The organism is Amycolatopsis sulphurea (genome assembly GCF_002564045.1).
Classification (GTDB): domain Bacteria; phylum Actinomycetota; class Actinomycetes; order Mycobacteriales; family Pseudonocardiaceae; genus Amycolatopsis; species Amycolatopsis sulphurea.
In genome coordinates this window covers 316265-338412 of record NZ_PDJK01000001.1, presented here as the reverse complement: position 1 = coordinate 338412, position 22148 = coordinate 316265, and the positions used below count along the sequence as shown (strand labels likewise).

The window sequence follows — 22148 nt, the reverse complement described above, 5'->3', positions numbered from 1 at the left end:
GGCGCCCTTGGGATCGTGGTGCGATCGGCCGAGCGTGGCGGACCGCCGGGTCCGTTGCAGCGCCTCTCGACCTGGCCCTCGAGACTACCGGAAGTGACCGTCCGGTGGGCAGCCGCGTTCACTCCGCGAGACGCGAAACGCTGTTACCGAGCCGGCCCCGAGCCATCCTCGAGTGGCGCTCCACGCCACGACCACTCCGTACGGCGCGGCCGGCCCGGCAGCGCGTTCCGGCCGGTGCACCAGCGAAGCGTGTCCCAGGCGTCCGTGACCGGCTCCTGATCGGGGAACAACCGGGCGGCCACACGGGCGCAGATCCCGCGTGGCGGATCGAACGCAGCACCCTGGCCCCGGGCGAGGTCGTCACCGTGCAGCAGGAGTTCGACGCAGCCCATGGCGGCGAAGCCGGCTGGATCGGACCTCCCTGTCGGGTGGTAGGCGCGCGACTGCGGAGCAGCCGTACGGACTGCTGCCGCGAGCAGGCGTCCGCCGGTCAGCGCGAATTCGAGCAGCTCGGCGGGCGAGGCTTCCGCGTCGGCCGTGGCGAGGAACCGGACGTAGTGGTCGGGCGGGCTGCTGACCACCTGGGCCGCGCAGGGTCCCGGCAAAGTTGGTCGAGGACCCGTGATCAGCAGAGTGAGCCGTGGCTGCCGCGCATCATCGACGGCGCCTGCCATCTTCGTCGATCACGCCCGGCAGCAGGCGAAGCAGAGGGCTCGAGACGCGCGACCACCTCGTGGTGTGCGCCAAACCTGTCCCGGGTCTGTGAAGGGGCCCTTCACAGACTCAGAGTCCGTGAAGGGCCCCTTCACGGACCTTCACGGACCTCCGCCGTCTGCGCAAGGCCCTCACACCGACTTTGCCGACACCCTGACCTGGGCCGCGTACGAGAGGAGCGTGTCACCGAGGTGCTCGGCGGTCGTCCGGCAGTCCCAGTCCAGTCCGCCGGCCGTGCGGGTCCAGTCACCGTCGGTGTGCGGCCCGAGCGCCGCTGCCACGTACTCGGTCGCCTCGTCCAGGTCGCTCGCAGTCACCGCCATGGTGTCATCGTGGCATTGCCGGCCCCGGCCGGGTGGCCCAGAACCCGCAGTGGTGGTCCTTCGCGAACCCGGTGAGCGGCCCGACGCCGTCCGGCCGATAGGACACCGTGGTCCCGGTCCGGCCGGTGCGCACGAACGCGGTCCAGTCGTCCACCATCCGATCGGACAGACGCTGCTGTGCCGGGCTGAACGCGGCCGGAAGGCCGTCGATGTCGAACAAGTACGACAGCTCGGCGGTGTGCGGCGAACCGAGCGGGAACGGTGTGGACACTTCCTTCGCACCCGGTGGGGCCGGGTCCGCGAACTCGTACGTCGATGTGGACGGCAGGGCGGCGGCCATCCGAGCGGCCGGGCAGGCGAAGACGGAGTCGGTGACGGTCGCCGCATAGGCGAGGGAAGCGTTGCCGCTGAACGCGTCCACCGGATATTCGGCGACCACCGCCGCCGCGTCCGGGAAGACCCGGCGCAGAGCCTCGGGATAACCGTGCCGGGTGATCGGCTGCCCGCTGGAGGCGGTCTCTTCGGCGAGGAAGTAGGTGAACTCGTCGTGCGTCGTGCCCAGCAGCACCGGTACCGGGGCGGCTGCGCCGTGGCGGATGCCCTCCGGCGGCGCTTGCGGCAGGACGGAGCCGCCGGTGACCGGTCCGGGAAGCTCGATCCCGGCGAGGGAGGCGTACCGGGGCGCGTCGAGCAGCTTCCCGGGCGGCAGCGCGCGCAGGCAGGCCGCTGCGGTGGCCCGGTCCCGGCAGCCGTGCGCAGCCGCGTACGCGACGCTCGTCCTTTCCGCGTCCGCCAGCGTCGCCTGCTGCCCACAGGGTCCACTTTGGATGATCGCGGCGCGAAACAGCCCGCGCGAACCCGGGGCCACCAGGTGATCGCACACCGACATCCCGCCCGCGGACTCCCCGGCGATGGTCACCGCGGCCGGGTCCCCGCCGAAGGCCGCGATGTTGTCGCGCACCCAGAGCAAGGCCTGCTGCTGGTCGAGGAACCCGTAGTTGCCCGGCTGGGTGTCGAGCGCCGGATCGGCGAGGAAGCCGAGCGCGCCCAGCCGGTAGTTGACCGTGACCACGACCTCGTCGCCGCGGGTCGACAGGCGCCGCGCGTCGTAGCGGTCGCCACCGCCGTTGACGAACGCGCCGCCGTGCAGCCAGACCAGCACCGGACGGGCGGTGGCTCCGGCGGCCGGGGTCCAGACGTTCACGGTGAGGCAGTCCTCGCTCGTCGCCGTGGCCCCGGCCGGTGCCTGGGGACAGCGCGGGCCGGGTTTCGCCGCGTCCCGCTCCCCCGGCCACGCCGCGGCGGGCGCCGGCGGCTGCCACCGCCGCTCGCCGACCGGCGGAGCGGCGTAGGGAATGCCTTGGAACAGGCGGTGATCCGGGGCGACCGTGCCCCGCACAAGTCCCGAGGCCGTGCGCACCACGTCGCCGACCCGCCCGACGGCCGCGTCCGAGGCAACGCAGGCCGAGGCGGCCAGCGCCAGCACGAGCCCCAGTACCGCCGGCAGGCCTCGCCGTGCCGCGCCGAAAACCGCCTCCACCACCGGCGGGACGATACCGGGCCGGTTCACCCGGCCGGGCGAGGGGCAGCGGGGGCGAGGGATCAGGAGAGGTCAACCGCGGCGGTACGGATCGTTGACCGGCTTCGCGGTGACGAAGACTTCTTCACGCGTCAAGCGGGACTGCCGACAGCCCGCCTCCGCCCCAGTGCGGGCGACGCCCGCCAGGGGGCCGAAAGGCCGGAAACCGGCCGCGGAATGCACACGCCTTTGTTCGGCCCGACCTGCGGAACGCTGGACCGTCCCGTCAGTCATTCCCGCGAACTCACCCGGTCGCCACAGGGCCGGAAACCCCGCGCGGCCGGAGTCGCATCTCGGGCGAATGGTCAGTCGCGCATAGCCAGTTTCGACAGTTCCCGGTCGAAGTCGAACCAGAGTGCCTCGTCGCCGAAGGGCACCTCGTCGTAGGTACGGTCGAGGAAATCGGCCAGCTCGGCCGCCTCGGCCTCCAGCACGGCAGACCCGTCCGGCGCGTTCAGCTCCACCAGGACCTGGCTCTCGTCGGCGGCGGGCCGCACCCGGACGTCGCCGTCCCCGGCAGGCGCCAGCAGGCCGTCGGCGAGCAGATCCCGCCCGAACAGCCAGCGCACCACCCCGGCGCCGGCGTGGTAGCCGACGGACACGGCGTACGGGTCCGCCGCGTCGTACTCCAGGTCGGCACGCACCGGGAGCGGAACCGCCCCGAACGTACGCAGTCCGAAAATGACCGTCGCGCGGACGACCGGTGGCTCGATACCCACGTCCGCCACCTCCTTCGCATGCACCGGTTTACTTATGAGTTTCTCCTTTCATAGGTAACCCCACGTGAGAGAAGAAGCTGCACCGCTCGCGATCTTTCACCCCTTTGGTGGAGACAGATCTCTCAGATGGTCACCGGGAGGGCAACTAAAACGACACGAACGGGCAAACGCGCGAGCGGTGCGCCGGCGGTGCGCCGGCCCGGAGGGCGGCTACCTGCGCCATTCTTCCAGCCGCACGCCGATCCGGGCGGCCGCCACGCGCACCTCCCGCCGCCGGTCGCCGGGCACCGCGTGCACGTGGTTGGCGCCGAAACCGGACAGAAAGGTGGCCGCGGGCACGTCGAGCCGCGCGAACGCGTGCGGCCATTCCGGAGTGGACCGCGAGACCAGCTCGGCGGTGGTGGATTCGTCGAACCGCTCGAACTCGCCGAGCATCAGCTGCAGCCGGTATTCGCCGTCGAGCCGGCTCAGCCGGGCCAGCGTCATTTCGCCCGGCGCGGCGATGTGCTGGACCGAGGCCCCGCCCGCCGGGAAGAAGAACACCTCCGGATAGAGGTGCACCTTCGCCAGGTTCTCCGCCGGGTCGTCGCTGCGCGCGGCGAACCAGGTCGCGTGCTGACCGGAGTTGCACAGGTCCCACACGTCCCGGTCCGGGTGGTAGTGCCGCACGTCCGCGAACAGCACCGGTGTCCCGGTAATCAGGTGCAGCAGCTGCATGGTGAGCGCGCCGTCCATGTCCGCCTCGGTGGCCGTGACGTGCACGGGCTTGGGACCGTTCCAGTCGTACGGGTCGTTGAGCAGGGCCTCGGCGACGTCGGCGGTGGCGAAGTGCTCGGTCAGCTCCGGCTGCGCCTTGATCCCGGAGAAGTCCAGGTGGCGTTCAGCCGCCACGTCGCGCACCGCGAGGTAGAGCCGCAGCTGCCGCTCCAGCAGCTCGGGAGTGAGCCGGTCGCCGTCGTAGTGCACCGTGGCGTACCGCTCCAGCCATTCCCGCCCGCGCCCGGCCTCCTTGGCGAGGTCGCCGGACTCCGCGCGGCGCACCAGCTCGTATTGATCGATCTCCTCGACGTCCACGCCGAACGTGCGCATCCACTGGTCGGTGTTGGCGACCGCGGTGTTCATCCCCATCGGACGCCCGCCGAACCGGCCGAACGTCGACCCGTGCAGCGCGGCCACCGCGGCCGCGGCCCGCGCCTGCGCGCCGACGTCCTCGATCAGCCCGGCATCGCCGGGAGCGCCCCACAACCGGGTGTGCGCCCGGCCGATCTGGTCCAGTGCGCCGCCCGCGGCGAGCATCCCGACCAGGCCCGGTTCCGCCGGATCGGTACTCGCGACCAGCAGCAGCGGCCCCGGCGTCGCGTCCGCGGCGAGCATGGTGAACTGCGGGAACGCCCAGACCGCGTAGTAGAGCACGGTGAGCTCGACGCCTGCCGCGGCGACCGAACGGGCCGCGGTGGTGGCGGTGGTGTTCGCGGCCACCAGCCCGCCGGCGACCACCTCGTGCCCGGCCGCGGCGAGCGCTGCCGCGAAAGCGTCCATTTTGGACTGGATGAATCCGGTGTTGCGACGGTGCACGTGCTCCCGCCCGTCCGAGACGGCGATCAGGCCGATTCGCGCCATGGTGCTCAGCTCCGGTTCAAGTCGGTGTAGACCTGGGCCGCGTCGGCGCGGGTGACCAGGCGAGTGGGCAGGGTCTGCTGTTTCGGCACCTGCCGGCAATCGAGCAGGAGCTTCTTCGCCGCGGCGATCGCCTCGGCGCCGCCGGTCGGGTAGACGAAGGTGGCCGAGAGCCGTCCGGCTTCCACGGCCTTGATCCCGCCCTCGGGCACGGGCAGGCCGTCGATCCCGGTGATCGGCAGATCGGCCCGCCCGGCGTTCTGCGCGGCGATCCGCGCGCCCTCGGCCATCGGGTCGTTCGCGGAGAACAACGCCTGCGCGTCCGGATGCGCCTTCAGCAGCGCGTCGGCCTGCTGCTGTCCCTTGTCCCGCAACCAATCCGCGTCCGCGGTGCCGGCCACGGTGATGCCGTGCCCGGCGATACCCTGGTCGAAACCGGCACTGCGTTCCTTGGCCGGAGTGGACCCGGCGAGCCCCCTCAGCTCCACCACTTTCCCGCCGTGGGGCAGCAGGGTGTCCGCGAAGAACCGGCCTGCCTGACGGCCGATGTCCACGTTGTCCGCGCCGATGAACGAGGTGTAGCCCTCGCCGTCCACCTTGCGGTCCAGCACCAGTACCGGAATACCCTGCGCGTAAGCCTTGTGCACCACCGCGGTCAGCGGCGTGGCCTCGTTCGGGCTGATGATCAGCAGATCGATGTTCTGGGTGAGGAAGGTGTTGACCTGCTCGACCTGTTTCGCGTTGTCCTGCGCGGCATCGGCGAAGTGCACGGTGAACTGGCCGACGCCGGCCGCGGCACGGCGGATGTCGTCGTCCATCCGGACCCGGTAGGGCTCGGAGAGGTTCGCCTGGCTCATCCCGATGGTGTACTTGCCGCCGGTGCCCTGGCAGGCCCGGGCCGGCGGGGCGCCCGCCGAAGCCGCGCCGGGCGCGTTCTCGTGCGTGGTGCCGCAGGCGGCGAGGGCCGAGACGAGGACCAGTCCGGCGACGGCCGCCCCGTGGCGGGTGGTTGCGGACATGCGTTCCCCTTTCCGACGCGTGCTCACGCGATGGCCGGGCGCAGCCGTTGCACACCCGCGGCGAGCACGATCACCACGCCGACCACGATCAGCTGCACGTTCGAGTCGATGTCGTTGAGCTGGAGGATGTTGTCGAGCACGCCGACCAGCAGCGCGCCGGCCACGGTGCCGGACACCGAGCCGCGCCCGCCGGTGAGGCTGGTGCCGCCGATCACCACGGCGGCGATCGCGTTCAGCTCGTAGCCGGTGCCGTCGTTCGGGCCGCCGAAGTTGAGCTGCCCGGCGTGCACGATGCCGGCCACCGCGGCGAGCAGGCCGCACAGCCCGAAGACCAGGATCTTCACCCGGGTGACCGGCACCCCGGACAGCACGGCGGCCTTTTCGTTGCCGCCGATCGCATACACGTGCCGGGCGAACGCACTGGACCGCAACAGCAGCACGGCAAGCGCGGCGATGGCGGCGAAGATCAGCGCCGGGATCGGCACCACGCCGCCGAAAGTGCGCTCGCCCAGCAGCGAGAACGGCACCGGTGCCTGGCCTGGCCCGTCGCCGTAGGTGATCGACACGCCCTCCCCGCCGGACCACATCCGGGCCAGGCCCCGCGCGATCTGCATCCCGGCGAGCGTGACGATGAACGCCTGGATCCGGAACCGCGCGCTCGCGATCCCCTGCACCACCCCGAAGACCAGGCCCACCGCGAGGATCGTCAGCACCCCGGGCACCAGACCCCAGCCGGAGGTGAGCAGCTCGGCGGCACCCACGCTGGCCAGCCCGACGACCGAGCCGACCGACAGGTCGATCCCGCCGACCAGGATCACCAGCGTCATGCCGACCGCGATGATGCCGATCTCGGAGATCGCGCGCACCACGTTGAACAGGTTCTGGCTGTCCAGGAACACCAGATCCCCGCCCCGGCGCGGGGAGAACACAATCGCCGCGGCGAATACGATTACCAGCCCGAAGACGCTTTGTAACCGGAACACCACGGCCAGCACGCCCCGCGCGGTCATTTCGGCCCTCCCGCCGGTATCTCGCCCATCGAGGCGGCGAGCAGATCCGCCTCGCCGGCCGTCGCCGTGTCCAGTTCGGCCACGCTGCGTCCATCGCGCAGCACCACTACCCGGTCGCACACACCGACCAGCTCGGCAGGTTCGGACGACGCGAGCAGCACGCCGACGCCGGTCCGCGCGGTCTCGCCGAGCAACCGGTAGATCTCCGCCTTCGCGCCCACGTCCACGCCGCGGGTCGGCTCGTCGAGCAACAGCAGCGCGGGCTCGGTCAGCAACGCCCGGCCCAGCACGACCTTCTGCTGATTCCCGCCGGACAACGAGCCGACCGGGACGGACAGCGAATCCGCGCGCACCCCCAGCCGGTCCGCCGCGCGCTTCGCCGCATCGCGCTCGCGGCGAGCGGACACCAGCCCGAACCGGGCCAGCCTGTCCACAATGGACAGCACGGTGCCCGCCACCACGGAATGCTCCAGCGCGAGCCCGGCGATCCGCCGGTCCTCGGGCACGAACGCCAGCCCGGCGCGCAGCGCGCGACGCGGCGACCGTGGCCGAAATTCCTTGCCACGCACGAAGATCCGTCCTCGCACCGGGATCGAGCCAGACGCCCCGTACAAGGCTTCGAGCAGCTCCGTGCGCCCCGCGCCGAGCAATCCGGCGAGCCCGACGATCTCCCCGGCCTTCACCGACAACGTGATCCCGTCCGGCTCGCGACGCCCCGGTCGCGCGCGCACGGCGAAATCCTCCACCCGCAGCACGTCCGCGGTACCCACGCCGGACCCGCCGGAGGCACGGAACATCTGGTCCACCGGCCGGCCCACCATCGCCTCCGCCGCCCGTTCCGCGGTCAGCTCCCCGGCCGCGAACTCGGCGACCACCGCGCCGTTGCGCAGCACGGTGGCCCGGTCCGCGATCCGGCCGATCTCGTCCATCCGGTGCGACACGTAGACGATCGCCACCCCGTCCCGGCGGAGCTGCCCGACCACCGCGAACAACCGGTCGACCTCACGCGGCGAAAGCGCCGAGGTGGGCTCGTCCATGAGCAGGATCCGGGCGTCCAGCGAGACCGCCTTGGCGATGGTGACCAGCTGCTGCTCACCGGTGCGCAGCCGGTCCACCGGGACCCGCGGATCGAGATCCACCCCGCACCGGGCGAGCACCCGCCGGGTCCGCGCGGCCATCCGCGGCCGGTCCAGCGTGCCCCGGCGGGTGTGCGGCTCCCGGCCGAGGAACACGTTCTCCGCCACGGAAAGCGCGGGCACCAGGTCCAGTTCCTGGTGGATCATCGCGACCCCGGCGCGGCGCGCGTGCCCGGGGCGGGTGAACCGGACCGGCCTGCCGCCGATCCGGACCACCCCGGACCCGGGCGCGACCTGCCCGGAGAGGATCTTCAGCAGGGTGGACTTGCCCGCCCCGTTCTCCCCGAGCAGGGCGTGCACCTCCCCCTCGCGCACGGTGAGGTCCACCGAGCGCAGCGCACGCACCCCGCCGTAGGTCCGCCCGACACCGGCCAGCTCGACCAGCACTCCGCCGTCGCCCATGACCAGCCCCCCGGCCGTGCCCGCGTCGGGAAATCGATTACCGACGTAAGGTAGGGGTGCCCCGATGGTGTGTCAAGGGTCACAAGGAAGTGTGACCGGCGGAGCCCGCGCCGACTGGGCCGCCCGGACCGCTCCCGCGACCGCCGGACATCGGGGATTCAGCCGATCGTCAGGCGCTCGCCGCGCCATGGTTCATACCAGCGTGATTTGTGGCATACCGCGCGTGAAACGGGCTTGCGGGCCGGTGTCCGCAGGAGGATTTGGCGGGTTCCTACAATCCGGCAGGCGCGGCATGCGTCATCCGGAACAGTGCGCCGAGCGGTGCCCTAGGAGCAGTGTGTAAGACGGCACAGGCGGTGGTCCGGCAAGCCCGGCGCCGCCGCCGCGCGTGGTGTTCCGGGGTTATTTTGGGAGGCTCAGTCCGTGTTCAATCGTGTCGCCATCGTCAACCGCGGGGAGGCCGCGATGCGGCTGATCCATGCGGTCCGGGATCTCTCCGCGGAGACCGGTGAGCGGATCGAGACGATCGCGCTCTACACCGACGCGGACGCCACCGCGACGTTCGTGCGTGAGGCCGACGTCGCCTATCCGCTCGGGCCCGCGTCCGCCCGCCCGTACCTGGATCTGGCCAAGCTGGAGACCGCGCTGGCCGAGACCCGGGCCGACGCGGCCTGGGTCGGCTGGGGCTTCGTGGCCGAGGACCCGGCGTTCGCGCAGCTGTGCGAGAAGCTCGGGATCACCTTCGTCGGGCCGAGCGCGGACGCGATGCGCCGGCTCGGGGACAAGATCGGCGCCAAGCTGATCGCCGAGGAGGTCGGCGTCCCGGTCGCGCCGTGGAGCGGGGGCGAGGTGGCCACGCTCCAGGAGGCGCTGCGCGCCGGCGAGCGGATCGGCTACCCGCTGATGCTCAAGGCCACCGCGGGCGGGGGCGGGCGCGGCATCCGCAAGGTGTCCTCGGGCGAGGAGCTGGCCGAGGCCTACGAACGCACCAGCCAGGAGGCGCTGCGCGCGTTCGGCAGCGGCGTGGTGTTCCTGGAGCGGCTCGTCACCGGCGCGCGGCACGTCGAGGTCCAGGTGATCTCCGACGGCGAGACGGCGTGGGCGCTCGGCGTCCGCGACTGCTCCGTGCAGCGCCGCAACCAGAAGATCATCGAGGAGTCCTCCTCGCCGGTGCTCGCCCCGGCGCAGACCGCGGAGCTGAAGGCCTCCGCCGAGCGGCTCGCGGTCGCGGTCGGCTACCGCGGCGCGTGCACCGTGGAATTCCTCTACCACCCGGGCGAGAAGCTGTTCGCCTTCCTGGAGGTCAACACCCGTCTCCAGGTGGAGCACCCGATCACCGAGCTGACCACCGGCACCGACCTGGTCCGGCTGCAGCTGCACGTGGCCGGCGGCGGGAAGCTGACCGGCCCGCAGCCGGCCGAGGCCGGGCACGCGGTGGAGGCCCGGCTCAACGCCGAGGACCCGGACCGCGACTTCGCCCCCTCCCCCGGCCGGATCGCGCGGCTGCTGCTGCCCGCCGGGCCGGGCATCCGCGTGGACACCGGGGTGAGCGAGGGCGACACCATCCCGGCCGACTTCGACTCGATGATCGCCAAGATCATCGCCTACGGCGCCGACCGGGACCAGGCGCTGGCGCGGCTGCGCCGGGCGATGCGCGAGACCTCCGTGCTGATCGAGGGCGGTGCGACCAACAAGAGCTTCGTGCTGGACCTGCTCGACCAGCCCGCGGTGCTCGACGCGAGCGCGGACACCGGCTGGATCGACCGCGTCCGCGGCGAGGGCGGGCTGGTCACCACCCGGCATTCGGCGGTGGCGCTGGCCGCCGCGGCGATCGAGGCCTACCAGGACGAGGAGGAGGCCGGCCTGCAGCGGCTGCTGTCCACCGCGCGCGGCGGCCGTCCGCAGGCGCGGCACGAGAGCGGCCGTCCGCTGGACCTCAAGCTGCGCGGCGTGTCCTACCGGGTCACCGTGGCCCGCATCGGGCCGAAGCGGTTCCGGGTCGGCCTCAGCGGCGGCGGCGAGGTGCACCCGGCCGACGTCGAGATCGAGCGCTTCGACGAGCACAGCGGCCAGATCACCGTGAACGGCACGCGGTTCCGGCTGGTCACCGGCACGCACGGGCCGACCCACCTGGTCGAGGTCGACGGCGTGACGCACCGCGTCAGCCTCGACGAGGGCGGCGTGGTCCGCTCCCCCGCCCCCGCGCTGGTGGTCGCCACCCCGCTCGCGGCGGGCGACGAGGTCGAGGCGGGCGCCCCGGTGCTCGTGCTGGAGAGCATGAAGATGGAGACGGTGCTGCGCGCGCCGTTCCGCGCCCGGGTCAAGGAGCTGCCGGTGTCGGTGGGCAGCCAGGTGGAGACCGGCGCCCCGCTGCTTCGGCTCGAACCGCTGGCCGAGGACGACGCGGCCGAAACCGTGGAGCACGCCCAGATCGCGGAGATCGACCTGCCCGCCGAACCCGCCGTGACCGCGCGGGTCCGGGCCGAGCGCGGCCGGGGGGATCTGGCCGGGCTGCTGCTCGGCTTCGACGCGGATCCGCATGACGAGGGCCGCGTGCTCGCCGGGTACCTGGCCGCGCGTGCCGAGCCGGACGCAGGCCCCGCGATCGAGCACGAAGTGGTGCTGCTGCGGATGTTCGCCGATCTGTCCGAGCTGAGCCGCACCAAGCCCGCGGCCGACGATCTCGGCGGGACCGGCCACGTGCACAGCTCGCGCGAGTACTTCCACACCTACCTGCAGAGCCTCGACGTGGAGCGGGCCGGGCTGCCGGAGAAGTTCCAGGCCCGGCTGCGCCGCGTGCTCGCCCACTACGGCGTCGGCGAGCTGGATCGCACGCAGGCGCTGGAGGAGGCGGTCTTCCGCATCTTCCTGGCCCAGCAGCGTTCGGCCGGCGACGTCGCGATCGTGTCCGCCCTGCTGCGGGCCTGGCTGACCGAGGCCCCGCCTACCGGCGCGCTGCGCGAGGAGGCGGGCCTGGCGCTGGAGCACCTGGTCGCGGCCACCCAGCTGCGGTTCCCAGCGGTCAGCGACCTCGCCCGTGGGGTGGTTTTCCGCTGGTTCGCGCAGCCGATGCTGCGCCGGGCGCGCGCGGAGGTGTACGCGGACGTACGCGGGCATCTGCGGCACCTGGACAGCAACCCGGACGCGGCGGACCGCGCGGAGCGGATCGCCGCCATGGTGGCCAGCTCCGAGCCGCTGGTCCGGCTGCTCGGCCAGCGCATCGGACGGCCCGGCGCCGATCCGGCGCCGCTGCTGGAGGTGCTGACCCGGCGCTACTACGGCAACAAGACCCTGTCCGAGGTGCGCGGCCGCACGGTGGCCGGCTGCGCGTTCGTCACCGCCGAGCACAGTGAGCCGGCGCGGGTGCTCACCACCGCGGTCGACTTCCCGCAGCTGCCCGACGCGATGCGGGCGCTGGCCGAGCTGTCCGCGGACGCGACCGGCCCGGTCGTCGCGGACGTCTACCTGCGCTGGGCCGACCAGCCCGACGGCGACGCGATGGCCGCGCGGCTGGAAGCGGCGCTCGCCGCGCAGCCGCTGCCCGCGCACCTCGGCCGGATCACCGCCACGGTGGCCGGTGGCGGCGGCGCGGTGATGCACCACCACTTCACCTTCCGCCGCACCGCCGAGGGCGCCTTCGCCGAGGACCGGCTGATCCGCGGGCTGCACCCGCGGGTGGCCGAGCGGATGCAGCTGGAGCGGCTGCAGGAGTTCGACCTGACCCGGCTGCCGTCGGCGGACGAGGAGGTGTACCTGTTCAACTGCGCCGCGAAGACCAACCCGGCCGACGAGCGGCTGGTCGCGATGGCGCAGGTGCGCGACCTCACCCCGTTGCGTGAGACGGACGGGCGGCTGGTGGCGCTGCCCGCGGCCGAGGACGTGCTGGCCGCGTGCCTCACCGCGATCCGTTCCGTGCAGTCGCAGCGCCCGGCGCGGAAACGCTTCGACACCAACCGGATCGTGGTCTACGTGTGGCCGCCGAGCGAGCTGACCACCGAGGAGCTGCACCTGCTCGCCTCGCGGGTGCTGCCCACCACCGCGGGCGCCGGGCTGGAGGAAATCCTGTTCCTGGCGCGCCGGCGGAACCCGGAGACCGGGGAGCTGGCCGACGTCGCGGTGACCATCCGCAACGAGGTCGGCTCGGGTGCGCGGCTCACCGTCGGCACCCCCGATCCGGAGCCGGTGCAGCCGCTGGACGACTACCGGCAGAAGGTGCTGCGGGCCGCCCGGCGGGACACCGTCTACCCGTACGAGCTGACCGAACTGCTCGCCGGCGCGGGCGGCTTCGCCGAGCACGATCTCGACGACACCGGCGCGCTGGTGCCGGTGGACCGGCCGAAGGGCCGCAACACGGCGGGCATCGTCGCCGGGGTGGTCAGCACGCCGACCGCACGGGTGCCCGAGGGCGTCCGGCGGGTGGTGCTGCTCGGTGACCCGACGAAGGCACTGGGCGCGCTCGCCGAGCCCGAGTGCGCGCGGATCATCGGCGCCCTCGACCTCGCCGAGCGGCTGCGGGTGCCGGTGGAGTGGTTCGCGCTCTCGGCCGGGGCGAAGATCTCCATGGACTCCGGGGTGGAGAACATGGACTGGATCGCCGCCGCGCTCAAGCGGATCGTCGAGTTCACCCAGGACGGCGGCGAGATCAACATCGTCATCTCCGGGATCACCGTGGGTGGCCAGCCGTACTGGAACGCCGAGGCGACGATGCTCATGCACACCAAGGGCATCCTGGTGATGACGCCGGACTCGGCGATGGTGCTGACCGGCAAGCAGTCCCTGGACTTCTCCGGTGGCGTCTCCGCGGAGGACAACTTCGGCATCGGCGGGTACGACCGCGTGATGGGCCCGAACGGGCAGGCGCAGTACTGGGCGCCCGACCTGGCCGGGGCCCGCGACGTGCTGATGGCGCACTACGATCACGCCTACGTCGTGCCCGGCGAGACCGGCCCGCGCCAGGCCGTCACGAACGACCCGGTGACCCGGGACATGTCGGCCTACCCGCACGCGATCCCCGGCAGCGAGTTCACCTGCGTCGGCGAGATCTTCTCGGCCGAGCACAACCCGGACCGGAAGAAGCCGTTCGACATCCGCACCGTGCTGCGCGCACTGTCCGATCAGGACCATCCGGTGCTGGAACGCTGGGCGGGCATGGCGGACGCGGACACCGCGGCGGTGCAGGACGCGCACATCGGCGGACGGCCGGTCTGCCTGGTGGGCATCGAGTCGAAGCCGGTCCCGCGACGCGGGTTCCCGCCCAACGACGGGCCGGACACCTACACCGCGGGCACGCTGTTCCCGCGCTCCTCGAAGAAGGTGGCGCGCGCGATCAACGCGGCCAGCGGCAACCGTCCGCTGGTGGTGCTGGCGAACCTGTCGGGCTTCGACGGCTCGCCGGAGTCGATGCGGAAACTGCAGCTGGAGTACGGTGCGGAAATCGGCCGCGCGGTCGTGAACTTCCGGGGCCCGATCGTGTTCACCGTGATCTCCCGCTACCACGGCGGTGCGTTCGTGGTGTTCTCCAAGGCACTCAACCCGAACATGACGGTGCTGGCGCTGGAAGGCTCGTTCGCCTCGGTGCTGGGCGGTGCCCCGGCCGCCGCGGTGGTGTTCGCCGGTGAGGTCACCACCCGCACCGCGACCGACCCGCGGGTGAGCGAACTGCAGGCCCTCGTCGCCGAGGCGGGCGGCGCCGAACGGGCCGCCCGCGCGGCCGAGCTGGCCGAGGTGCGGGCCACTGTCCGCGCCGAGAAGCTCGGCGAGGTGGCCGCGGAGTTCGACCGGGTGCACAGCATCGAGCGCGCCGTGGAGGTCGGCTCGGTGGACGCGATCGTGAGCGTGGCCCAGCTGCGGCCGCGGATCATCGAGGCGATCGAGCACGGCCTGAAGAGCTGACCCGGTCGCCGGCGAAGCTGTGAAGGGCCTCTTCACGGACTCAGAGTGGCCCCGGCAAAGTTGGTCGAGGGCCCGTGATCAGCAGAGAGAGCCGTGGCTGCCCGGCCGGTTTCGGGTCCGTGAAGGGGCCCTTCACAGCCCTCCTCAACTGCGCAGGGCCCTCCACACCGACTTTGCCGACACCCTGGACGCAGAGTCCGTGAAGGGGCCCTTCACGGACATCGGTCAGAGTTCGGCGTGCGCGCGGACCCCGTGTCCGACGTCCCGGGCCCACGCCCGGATCCGGTCCCAGTCCCGGAAATCGCCGGCCCGCCGGCCCATGGCCAGCAGCCGGCCGAAGCCGCGGGCGGTGGCGGGATCCAGCCGGCCGCCGAAGGTCGCGGTGCGTTCGGCGTCGATCGCGGCGGCCAGCAGGGCGACCCGCGCGGGCAGGCTGACCCGGGCCGGCTGCGCACCGGGGCCGCACGGGCCGCTGTGGAACAGCCAGACCGGACGCTCCCGCAACGCCTCGGTGTGCTCCTCCAGCAGCCGCACCGCCTCCGGCCGCCAGCGCCAGTAGTAGAGCGCGCTGCCCACCACCACCGCGCGGTACGGCGTCACCTCGCAGACCTCGCCCGCGGACCGCAGGTCCACGCTCAGCCCGAACTCCCGAAGCTCGCCGGCGATCGCCTCGGCGATCCCGCGCGTGCCGCCGTTCTTCCCGGCGTGCGCGACGAGTATTGCGGTCATGCCCGCCATTCTCCGCCTTCGAGACCGGTCCCGTCCCGGCCATTCCTCCGAATGAGGGCAGGATAGGCTCGACGGCCGGTGCGGAGGAGGGGCCAAGTGCGCAGGCAGCGGATTCCGGTGGTGCTGATCACGGGCTTCCTCGGGGCGGGCAAGACCACCTTGCTCAACCATCTGCTCGCGAACCGCCAGGGCGCCCGGATCGGCGTGGTGGTCAACGATTTCGGCCGGGTGAACGTCGACGCGCTCGCGGTCGCCGGGCAGGTCGACACCATGGTCTCGCTCGGCAACGGCTGCCTGTGCTGCGCGGTCGATGCGAGCGGGCTGGACGCCATGCTGGGCAGGCTTTCCCGGCCGGAGGCGGGCATCGACGTGATCGTGGTCGAGGCGAGCGGCATCGCCGAACCCCGCGACCTGCTGCGGCTGATGATCGCCAGCGAGAACCCGGACATCCGCTACGGCGGGCTCGCCGCCGTCGTCGACGCGGCGGAGTTCGAGGCGCGCCGCACCCGCCACCCGGAACTCGCCGACCACCTGCGCCTGGCCGACCTGGTGATCCTCAACAAGGCCGATCGCGCCGACGCGGACGCGCTGGCCAGGGTCCGCACCGTCGCCGAGGAGTTCGCACCGGGCGTCCCCCTGCTGGTGACCGACCACGGCCGGGTCGACCCGCAGCTGTTCTTCGACCCGCGCCCGCGGGAGACCTACGGCCAGCTGTCCTTCGACGACCTGCGCGCGGACGATCACCACGACCACTCGCAGCATCTGCACACCCAGTACGAGAGCATCACGTTCACCTCGGCAGAACCGTTGTCCCCACGGCGTTTCCTGGCGTTTCTGGAGCACCGCCCGCCCGGCTTGTACCGGGTGAAGGGGACGCTGGACCTCGGCTCGGCGGACCCGCGGGCCCGGTTCGGCCTGCACACCGTCGGCTCGTTCGTCCGGCTCGACCGCTCGGCCTGGCCCGCCGGAGGACGGCGGACCGAGCTGGTCCTGATCGGCGCGGGCCTCGACCGCGCCGAGGTGACCCGGCGCTTGACCGCCTGCCGCGCCGACGATCACACGCCGGACGAACGCGGGCTGCTGCGGATCCTCCGCTACCTCGACGAACCCGCCACCGCCACCTGACCCCGCGGCGCACGACCCCGGCAAGGCTGTGAAGGGGCCCTTCACGGACTCAGCTTGTTGTTTAACCTGTGTGGTTGCGGTGCTGCGCGAGGGTGAGGTCGCGTTTGACGGTTTTGCCGACGTTGTAGCGGGTTGCGGGGTGGTGGTTGGTCGAGCCGGCTGGGCGTCCAGGACCAGGCCGGGAGGGTTTCGGTGCGGCTGCGGGGCGGGTTGTCGTCGCGTGCAGGTTGCGAAACCCCCGCCGAACCCGAGCCGGAGTCAACCGGCGGGGCTCGGTGACTGGTTTCTCCCACGGGCGGCGGTGATCCTCGGCCAGCGGGCGGGCCAGTCGCAGTTGCGTGTGGACGGTCAGGATCAGCCAGGTCCAGCGGTCAGCCGATTCCGGGGCGCGCAGCTTGGGACGGGTCCACCCGAGGGTCTGCTTGAACAGCCGGAAGGTGTGCTCCAGGTCGAAGCGGCGCAGGAACACCTGCCAGAGCAGGTCGACCAGTTCGGCACTGGCGCCGGTGACCGAGGACCACAGCCAGACCGGTTTGGGGTCGCGATCACCGGGCAGATGCTCGACCTGCAGGCGGATCACGGTGCCCTCCACCAGGGGAAGCTCACCGTCGTGGTCCAGCCAGGGGCCGCGACGGGTCAGGCGTGGGTGCAGCCGGTCCCATGCCTGGGCCTGGGCGTGTCCATAGCGGGTGGTGTCGGTGCCGGTGGTGTGCTCGGGGGTGTGCCAACTGGCGGGATCGGCCAACGTGAACACCCCACCGTGCTTGGCCCGGCGGCCGGGCGCGCCCGGCCGCCGGGGCGGTGCGGGCCGCAGCATCACCCGGCCGGAACGGATCCTGCCCACCACCTCGACGGGCAGATCAGCCAGCACGAACGCCAGCCGGGGCAGGTCGTAGCCGGCATCGGCCACGATCAGAATGCTCGGATCGGCGGGCTGCCAATGGCCGGCGTCGATAATCCGGCCCACGACCGCGCGTAGCTGGGCGGCGGTGACCGCGGTGGCGTCGTCGGCGGGTCCCAGCCGGACCGCGTCCAGGACCGCTGTCCACGAGGTGCGCCCGGTCTCCAGCGCCGCGACGAACGAGTAGGGCCAGCCGGGGATCATCTGGGCCTGGCCCTTGCCGCGGGCGTAGGTGTGGCAGAACAGCCGCTCGGGGCTGCACGCGGCGTCCGGGCGCAGCCAGTGCGACACGTCCACGCCCAATGCGATCCGCCCGCCCGCGGCACGAGGCAGGGGCAGGCGTGCCAGGGTGGTGCGTAACCGGCCGACCTCGATCGTGCCGTGGTTGATCGCGTCGTAGCCGGCGCCGTGCCCGCGCCGATGCTCCGGGACCAGCGACAGTTCGGCCAGGCTGGCGACCGGCCCGTCGGCGCACAGCACCGCGTCGGCCAGGTCGGACAAGGCGTCCGCCCGACTGGTCAGGCACTGGTGGAACCGCTCCCGGAACGCGGACAACTCCCCGAGTGCACCGGCACGGCCGGCGTCGTGCACACTGATCAACTGAGGCCCCTGGTTGTGATCTTCCTTCTGTCGCAAGAAGAATGATCAACCAAGGGCCTCACCCACGATCAACCGGGGTAGCGCGACAACGCAACCGGGTTAAACAACAAGCTCAGAGTCCGTGAAGGGCCCCTTCACAGCTTCAGGTTGAGGGGGATTCGACGCGCCGAGGGAGGGGAAACGCGGCGGTCCGGGCGGCCACCGGCGCACGATGGAGGTGCGCGCAGAACTCGAACCGGTCTCCCCGGAGGAGGAGTTCCATGGTGGAGGCGAGCACGGCCCGGTGGTACCTCGTCGGCGCGCTGCCCGAGGAGCACCCGGTCGCCCATCTGATGACCCGATCCGACGACCTGCGCTACCGCCGGTCCGCGTGCGGCGCACGGGATTCGCGCAGCTGGACCCCGATCGACCTGACCGCGCCGGGTACCGGGCACCTCAGCCCGTGCCCGGCGTGCGCGGCCACGCTGTCCGGCGCGCCCGTTCCGTCCGGCGAGCTGGAGCAGCTGGCGTTCGACCTGCAGCTGGGCTGATGCGACCCGCGCCGGGCCGGCTCGGCCTGCGGGCGCGGGGCGCGGGGCGCGGAAACCCGTTTACGGCTTGGGTTCCTTCTTCGCCCGGCTCGGCGCGACCCGCGGCGGTTCGTTCGGCATCTTCGGGTACACCGGCGGCCACGGCGCGTCCATCAGGCCGTTCGCCAGATCCGCGGCCGACAGCTCCAGCAGCGGTTCGATCGATTGTGGACGGTCGTTCGCCCCGGCCCACGGGTCGCCGTGGTCGGCGAGCCGCGCCGGGACGGTGGCCAGCGTCAGCGTGTCCGGGTCGACGGTCGCGAGTTCGTCCCAGCCGATCGGGGTGGACACCTGGCCGCCCGCGCGCGGACGCACGCACCAGGCACCGAACACGGTCTTGTGCGGCGCGTTCTGGTTGAAGTCCACGAACACCCGGCTGCCGCGTTCCTCTTTCCACCACTGTGCGGTGATCAGGTCCGGATGCCGGCGCTCCAGCGCGCGGGCGAGCGCGACGGCCGCGGCCCGGACCTGGTAACCGTCCCACCGCGGTTCGAGGATGGCGTACAGATGCAGGCCACGGGAGCCGGACGTCTTCACCTGCGCCTCGATGCCAAGCCCGGTAAGGAATTCGCGGACCAGCACCGCCGCCTCACGCAGTTCGGCGAACCCGATGCCGGGCGACGGGTCCAGGTCGATCCGCAGCTCGTCGGCGATGTCCGGCGAGTCCGCGCGGTTCGGCCAGACGTGGAAACCGAGGCAGCCCTGGTTGACCGCCCACAGCACGTGCGCGAGGTCGACCGCGACCAGCGCGTCACTGGTCGTGCCGTTCGGGGTGGACACCACCGTCGTGGTCAGCCAGGACGGTGCCGTCTTCGGCACGCGTTTCTGGAACCACGACTTCCCGCCCGCCCCGTCCGGATAACGCTCCAGCAGCAGCGGACGGCCACCCAGCCGGGCGAGCAGCGGACCGGCCACGGCCTGGTAGTAGCGGACGAGGTCCAGCTTCGTCTCCCCGCGCTCGGGGAAGTAGACCTTGTCCGGACTGGAGACGGTCAGCTCGACCCCGTCGACTTCCAGTGCCACCCCGGTCATTTCGCCTCCCCGAACAGGTCCGCCAGCTCGGCGGGCGGTGCTTCGGCCAGCTGGGCGTAGGTGCAGGACTCCGGATCCCGGTCGGGCCGGAACCGGACCAGCCGCCCGCCGTGCCGGAACCGGCCGCCCTGCAGGTGCTCGTACCGCACCTCGGCCACCCGCTCCGGACGCAGCGGCTCCCAGCTGAGATCCTTGCCCGGCGCCCACCGGCTGCTCGCGCCGGGGCGCCGCACGGTTTCCGCCCGGTCCGCCGAGGTGTCCCGTCCCGCGGTCTCGTCCCGCTCCGCCGAGGTGCCGTCCGTGGCGGCGGCGGTTTCCTCCGGCGACGTGCCTTCCGTGGCGGCAGTGGCTTCCTCCGGCGACGTGCCTCCCGCCGCGGCAGCGTCCCGCTCCGCCGAACTGCCATCCGTCGCGGCAGCGGCATCCTCCGGCGACGTACCTCCCACCGCGGCAGCGTCCCGCTCCGCCGAACTGCCATCCGTCGCGGCAGCGGCATCCTCCGGCGACGTACCTCCCACCGCGGCAGCGTCCCGCTCCGCCGAGGTGCCGTCCGTCGCGGCGGCGGTTTCCTCCGGCGACGTACCTCCCACCCCGGCAGCGTCACTCTCCGCCGAGGAGCCTTCCCCCGCCGAGGACGCATCCCGCTCCGTCGACGTGCCTTTCCCCGGCGCCGCATCCGTCGACGTGTTCGCCGCGGCATCCTCCGTCGACGTGTTCTCCCCCGCGCCTTGCCATTCCGCCCAGCTGCGCCACGGATGCCCGTCCAGCGCGTTCTCCCGCCACGGCGCCAGTTCCGCCACCAGCTCGCCGCGCCGGGCCTTGGTGAAACTGCTGGCGACGCCGACGTGGTGCAGCGTCCCGGTGTCGTCGTACAGACCGAGCAGCAGCGAGCCGATGCCCTGGCGGTCCTTGTGCCAGCGGAATCCGGCGACGACGCAGTCCGCGGTGCGCTCGTGCTTGACCTTCCACATGACCCGGCGGTCCTGTTCGTAGGGCTGGTCCGCGGGTTTGGCCATCACGCCGTCGAATCCGGCGCCTTCGAACCGGGTGAACCAGTCCTGCGCGACGTCCGGATCGGTGGTGAGCGGGGTCAGGTGCACCCGCCGCAACCCGGCCCCGGGCGCGCCGAGGATTCCCTCCAGCAGGTCCCGCCGCCGGGCGAACGGTTCCCCGGTGAGGTCGTCGTCGCCGAGGGCGAGCAGATCGAACGCGACGAAGCTGGCGGGGGTCTCCGCGGCGAGCTTGCGCACCCGGCTGGCCGCCGGGTGCAGCCGCAGCTGCAACGCCCCGAAGTCCAGCCCGCGCGAGGTGACCAGCACGATCTCCCCGTCCACCACGCACCGCGGCGGCAACGCCTCGCGCAGCAGCCCGGTCAGCTCCGGGAAGTACCGGGTGAGCGGCCGGTCGTTGCGGGAGCCCAGTTCGACCTCGTCGCCGTCGCGGAACACCACGCAGCGGAACCCGTCCCATTTGGGCTCGTACCGCAGCCCCGCCGCACGCGGCACTTCGCGCACGGCTTTGGCGAGCATCGGCCGCACCGGCGGCATCACAGGCAGCTGCACATCCGCGATCCTAAGCCGGACGGACGCTGACCTGCAGCGTTTTCCCTCCTGACGGGTGGGCCGGCGCCACGGTCACAGATCGGCCAGCACCAGGCCACCGCGGGGTTTCGGGGTGAAGTAGGTGGCCTTGCGCGGCATCCGCCGCCCGGCCGCGTGCACCGCGCGGACCGTCTCGAACGGCACCGGGGCCAGCTGCACCACGGCGTCGGCCTCCTCGGGCACCGGGCGCCCGGCCATCAGCGGACGCAGGTGCGGTCCGTCCACGGGCAGGCCCAGTGCCTGGGCGAACAGCACCCGCTCCACCACTTCGTGGTCGATCACCAGCGGGCCGCCGTCCGGGAGCCGCACGTGCAGGACCGTTTCCCCGGCCAGGACGACCGCGGTACCCGGGACCCGCGGCGGCGTGCGGTCCGCCGAGGACGTGACGGTGAGCCCGGCTTCCTGCCAGGCCTTGGCCAGCTGGTCGGCGGTGAACCCGGTGCCGGTGAGCACCCGGTGGATCGGCTCGATCGCCAGCCGTGGCCCCGCGGTGATCAGGGCCAGCAGCGAACCGGTGGCCTCCGCGGCGGCGACCCGGTGGTTGCCGTCCGCGACCAGCAGGTCCGCCGCGGAAGCCGCCTGCAGCAAGTGTTCCTGCACAGGTCCGGAGGGCACCACCCACACCTCGTGCACCCGTCCGGCGTGGTCCACGGTGCACACGTCGGGGCGGCCGGCCGCGGCAGCGTCGACCGCTTCGGTGAGCGCGACGCCGTCGTTCACCGGGACCAGCAATGCGGCGCTTGTCGCACAGCCCAGCCCGGCGAGCACGGCCGCCCGTTCCGCGACCACCTCCGGGTAGACCTCTTCGGTGTGCCGCACGTGCGCGATGCCCGCGTTGAGCCCACGGATGTCGACCAGGCACTGCAGCCCGGACACAGCGCCCCCGTCGATCCGGTACGCGGCCACGAATCCGCTCAATGCGCGGTAATGCTCGGCGCGTAGCCGGGCGAGCATCGCGCGCGCCTGCGGCACCGCGGCGACCGGATCCAGCCCCGCGGCCAGCGCGGCCGGCGTGCGCGCCGGATGCTGCGCGGCCAGCAGCGTGTCCCCTGCCCCGGCCGGGGAGGCCAGCGCCGCGGTCACCGCGTCCGGTTCAGCGAATTCGTCGACGTCCGGGCCCGGCACTTCGCCGCGCACCACCCACCCGCGGCGGATCGGCCGCACCCACGTGTCCATGCCC

The 22148-nt window shown here is 72.5% G+C and carries 15 protein-coding genes and 2 pseudogenes; 3 read left to right on the top strand and 14 right to left on the bottom strand.

From position 1 onward, the window contains the following. Nucleotides 1-143 precede the first annotated feature (143 nt). The 8 genes from ATK36_RS01545 to ATK36_RS01510 all read right to left on the bottom strand — a co-directional run bounded on the left by ATK36_RS01545 (nucleotide 144) and on the right by ATK36_RS01510 (nucleotide 8519). Nucleotides 144-581 carry a hypothetical protein gene (locus ATK36_RS01545; protein ID WP_245914158.1) on the bottom strand — a complete coding sequence of 146 codons (438 nt, stop codon included), beginning with the start codon at nucleotides 579-581 and terminating at the stop codon, nucleotides 144-146. A 264-nt stretch (nucleotides 582-845) separates the two neighbouring features. After that, nucleotides 846-1037: a hypothetical protein gene (locus ATK36_RS01540; RefSeq protein WP_098509494.1), complete on the bottom strand. Its 192-nt coding sequence runs from the start codon at nucleotides 1035-1037 to the stop codon at nucleotides 846-848. 4 nt (nucleotides 1038-1041) lie between these two features. Beyond that, on the bottom strand, nucleotides 1042-2580 hold the full coding sequence (locus ATK36_RS01535) for a carboxylesterase/lipase family protein (protein ID WP_245914156.1): 1539 nt from the start codon (nucleotides 2578-2580) through the stop codon (nucleotides 1042-1044). Nucleotides 2581-2921: 341 nt separating this feature from the next. Next, complete coding sequence (locus ATK36_RS01530) at nucleotides 2922-3335, bottom strand: SsgA family sporulation/cell division regulator (RefSeq protein WP_098510255.1); 414 nt, start codon at nucleotides 3333-3335, stop codon at nucleotides 2922-2924. Nucleotides 3336-3545: 210 nt separating this feature from the next. Continuing rightward, the gene (locus ATK36_RS01525; protein ID WP_098509493.1) at nucleotides 3546-4955 is read right to left on the bottom strand and encodes an L-fucose/L-arabinose isomerase family protein; all 1410 of its coding nucleotides are present in this window, start codon (nucleotides 4953-4955) and stop codon (nucleotides 3546-3548) included. Nucleotides 4956-4960: 5 nt separating this feature from the next. Continuing rightward, nucleotides 4961-5971: a substrate-binding domain-containing protein gene (locus ATK36_RS01520; RefSeq protein ID WP_098509492.1), complete on the bottom strand. Its 1011-nt coding sequence runs from the start codon at nucleotides 5969-5971 to the stop codon at nucleotides 4961-4963. 23 nt (nucleotides 5972-5994) lie between these two features. Continuing rightward, nucleotides 5995-6981: an ABC transporter permease gene (locus tag ATK36_RS01515; protein ID WP_098509491.1), complete on the bottom strand. Its 987-nt coding sequence runs from the start codon at nucleotides 6979-6981 to the stop codon at nucleotides 5995-5997. After that, nucleotides 6978-8519 (bottom strand): sugar ABC transporter ATP-binding protein, encoded by a 1542-nt coding sequence (locus ATK36_RS01510; protein WP_098509490.1) that lies wholly within the window; start codon nucleotides 8517-8519, stop codon nucleotides 6978-6980. Before ATK36_RS01510 ends, ATK36_RS01515 begins: the two co-directional genes overlap by 4 nt. A 423-nt stretch (nucleotides 8520-8942) precedes the next feature. Here ATK36_RS01510 and ATK36_RS01505 point away from each other — a divergent pair, with 423 nt between their 5' ends. Further along, a complete protein-coding gene (locus ATK36_RS01505; protein ID WP_098509489.1) occupies nucleotides 8943-14411 on the top strand; it encodes an ATP-binding protein in 5469 nt (1822 codons plus the stop codon). Between the two features lie 225 nt (nucleotides 14412-14636). On the opposite strand, the gene ATK36_RS01500 is transcribed toward ATK36_RS01505, so the two are convergent. Beyond that, complete coding sequence (locus tag ATK36_RS01500; protein WP_098510254.1) at nucleotides 14637-15140, bottom strand: flavodoxin domain-containing protein; 504 nt, start codon at nucleotides 15138-15140, stop codon at nucleotides 14637-14639. 96 nt (nucleotides 15141-15236) lie between these two features. On the opposite strand from ATK36_RS01500, the gene ATK36_RS01495 reads away from it, so the two are divergent. Beyond that, nucleotides 15237-16265 (top strand): CobW family GTP-binding protein, encoded by a 1029-nt coding sequence (locus tag ATK36_RS01495; protein WP_098509488.1) that lies wholly within the window; start codon nucleotides 15237-15239, stop codon nucleotides 16263-16265. Between the two features lie 61 nt (nucleotides 16266-16326). Here the strand turns inward: ATK36_RS01495 and ATK36_RS01490 are convergent, their stop codons facing one another. Further along, nucleotides 16327-17757: an NF041680 family putative transposase gene (locus tag ATK36_RS01490; RefSeq protein WP_098510205.1), complete on the bottom strand. Its 1431-nt coding sequence runs from the start codon at nucleotides 17755-17757 to the stop codon at nucleotides 16327-16329. Nucleotides 17758-18026: 269 nt separating this feature from the next. Between ATK36_RS01490 and ATK36_RS01485 the strand changes: the two genes are divergently transcribed. Further along, nucleotides 18027-18296, top strand: coding sequence for a hypothetical protein (locus ATK36_RS01485; protein WP_098509487.1), 270 nt, complete (start codon nucleotides 18027-18029; stop codon nucleotides 18294-18296). A 60-nt stretch (nucleotides 18297-18356) separates the two neighbouring features. On the opposite strand, the gene ligD is transcribed toward ATK36_RS01485, so the two are convergent. From ligD to ATK36_RS01465, 4 genes and pseudogenes are all read right to left on the bottom strand, one after another. Then, nucleotides 18357-19367, bottom strand: a complete 1011-nt coding sequence (ligD, locus tag ATK36_RS01480) for a non-homologous end-joining DNA ligase (protein ID WP_098509486.1) — start codon at nucleotides 19365-19367, stop codon at nucleotides 18357-18359. Further along, nucleotides 19364-19597, bottom strand: a pseudogene (locus ATK36_RS01475) (ATP-dependent DNA ligase); the annotation flags it as partial. The pseudogene ATK36_RS01475 and the gene ligD, both read right to left, overlap by 4 nt. A gap of 498 nt (nucleotides 19598-20095) precedes the next feature. Then, nucleotides 20096-20929: pseudogene (locus ATK36_RS01470) on the bottom strand (ATP-dependent DNA ligase); the annotation flags it as partial. 72 nt (nucleotides 20930-21001) lie between these two features. Further along, nucleotides 21002-22144 carry a DUF1015 family protein gene (locus ATK36_RS01465; protein ID WP_098509485.1) on the bottom strand — a complete coding sequence of 381 codons (1143 nt, stop codon included), beginning with the start codon at nucleotides 22142-22144 and terminating at the stop codon, nucleotides 21002-21004. Between the last annotated feature and the right edge of the window lie 4 nt (nucleotides 22145-22148).

Excerpts from the sequence above, each read along its gene's own strand:
- ATK36_RS01540 (WP_098509494.1), bottom strand. The coding sequence starts at position 1,037 with ATGGCGGTGACTGCGAGCGACCTGGACGAGGCGACCGAGTACGTGGCA.
- ATK36_RS01525 (WP_098509493.1), bottom strand. The coding sequence starts at position 4,955 with ATGGCGCGAATCGGCCTGATCGCCGTCTCGGACGGGCGGGAGCACGTG.
- ATK36_RS01520 (WP_098509492.1), bottom strand. The coding sequence starts at position 5,971 with ATGTCCGCAACCACCCGCCACGGGGCGGCCGTCGCCGGACTGGTCCTC.
- ATK36_RS01515 (WP_098509491.1), bottom strand. The coding sequence starts at position 6,981 with ATGACCGCGCGGGGCGTGCTGGCCGTGGTGTTCCGGTTACAAAGCGTC.
- ATK36_RS01510 (WP_098509490.1), bottom strand. The coding sequence starts at position 8,519 with ATGGGCGACGGCGGAGTGCTGGTCGAGCTGGCCGGTGTCGGGCGGACC.
- ATK36_RS01500 (WP_098510254.1), bottom strand. The coding sequence starts at position 15,140 with ATGACCGCAATACTCGTCGCGCACGCCGGGAAGAACGGCGGCACGCGC.
- ATK36_RS01485 (WP_098509487.1), top strand. The coding sequence starts at position 18,027 with ATGGTGGAGGCGAGCACGGCCCGGTGGTACCTCGTCGGCGCGCTGCCC.
- ligD (WP_098509486.1), bottom strand. The coding sequence starts at position 19,367 with ATGACCGGGGTGGCACTGGAAGTCGACGGGGTCGAGCTGACCGTCTCC.
- ATK36_RS01465 (WP_098509485.1), bottom strand. The coding sequence starts at position 22,144 with ATGGACACGTGGGTGCGGCCGATCCGCCGCGGGTGGGTGGTGCGCGGC.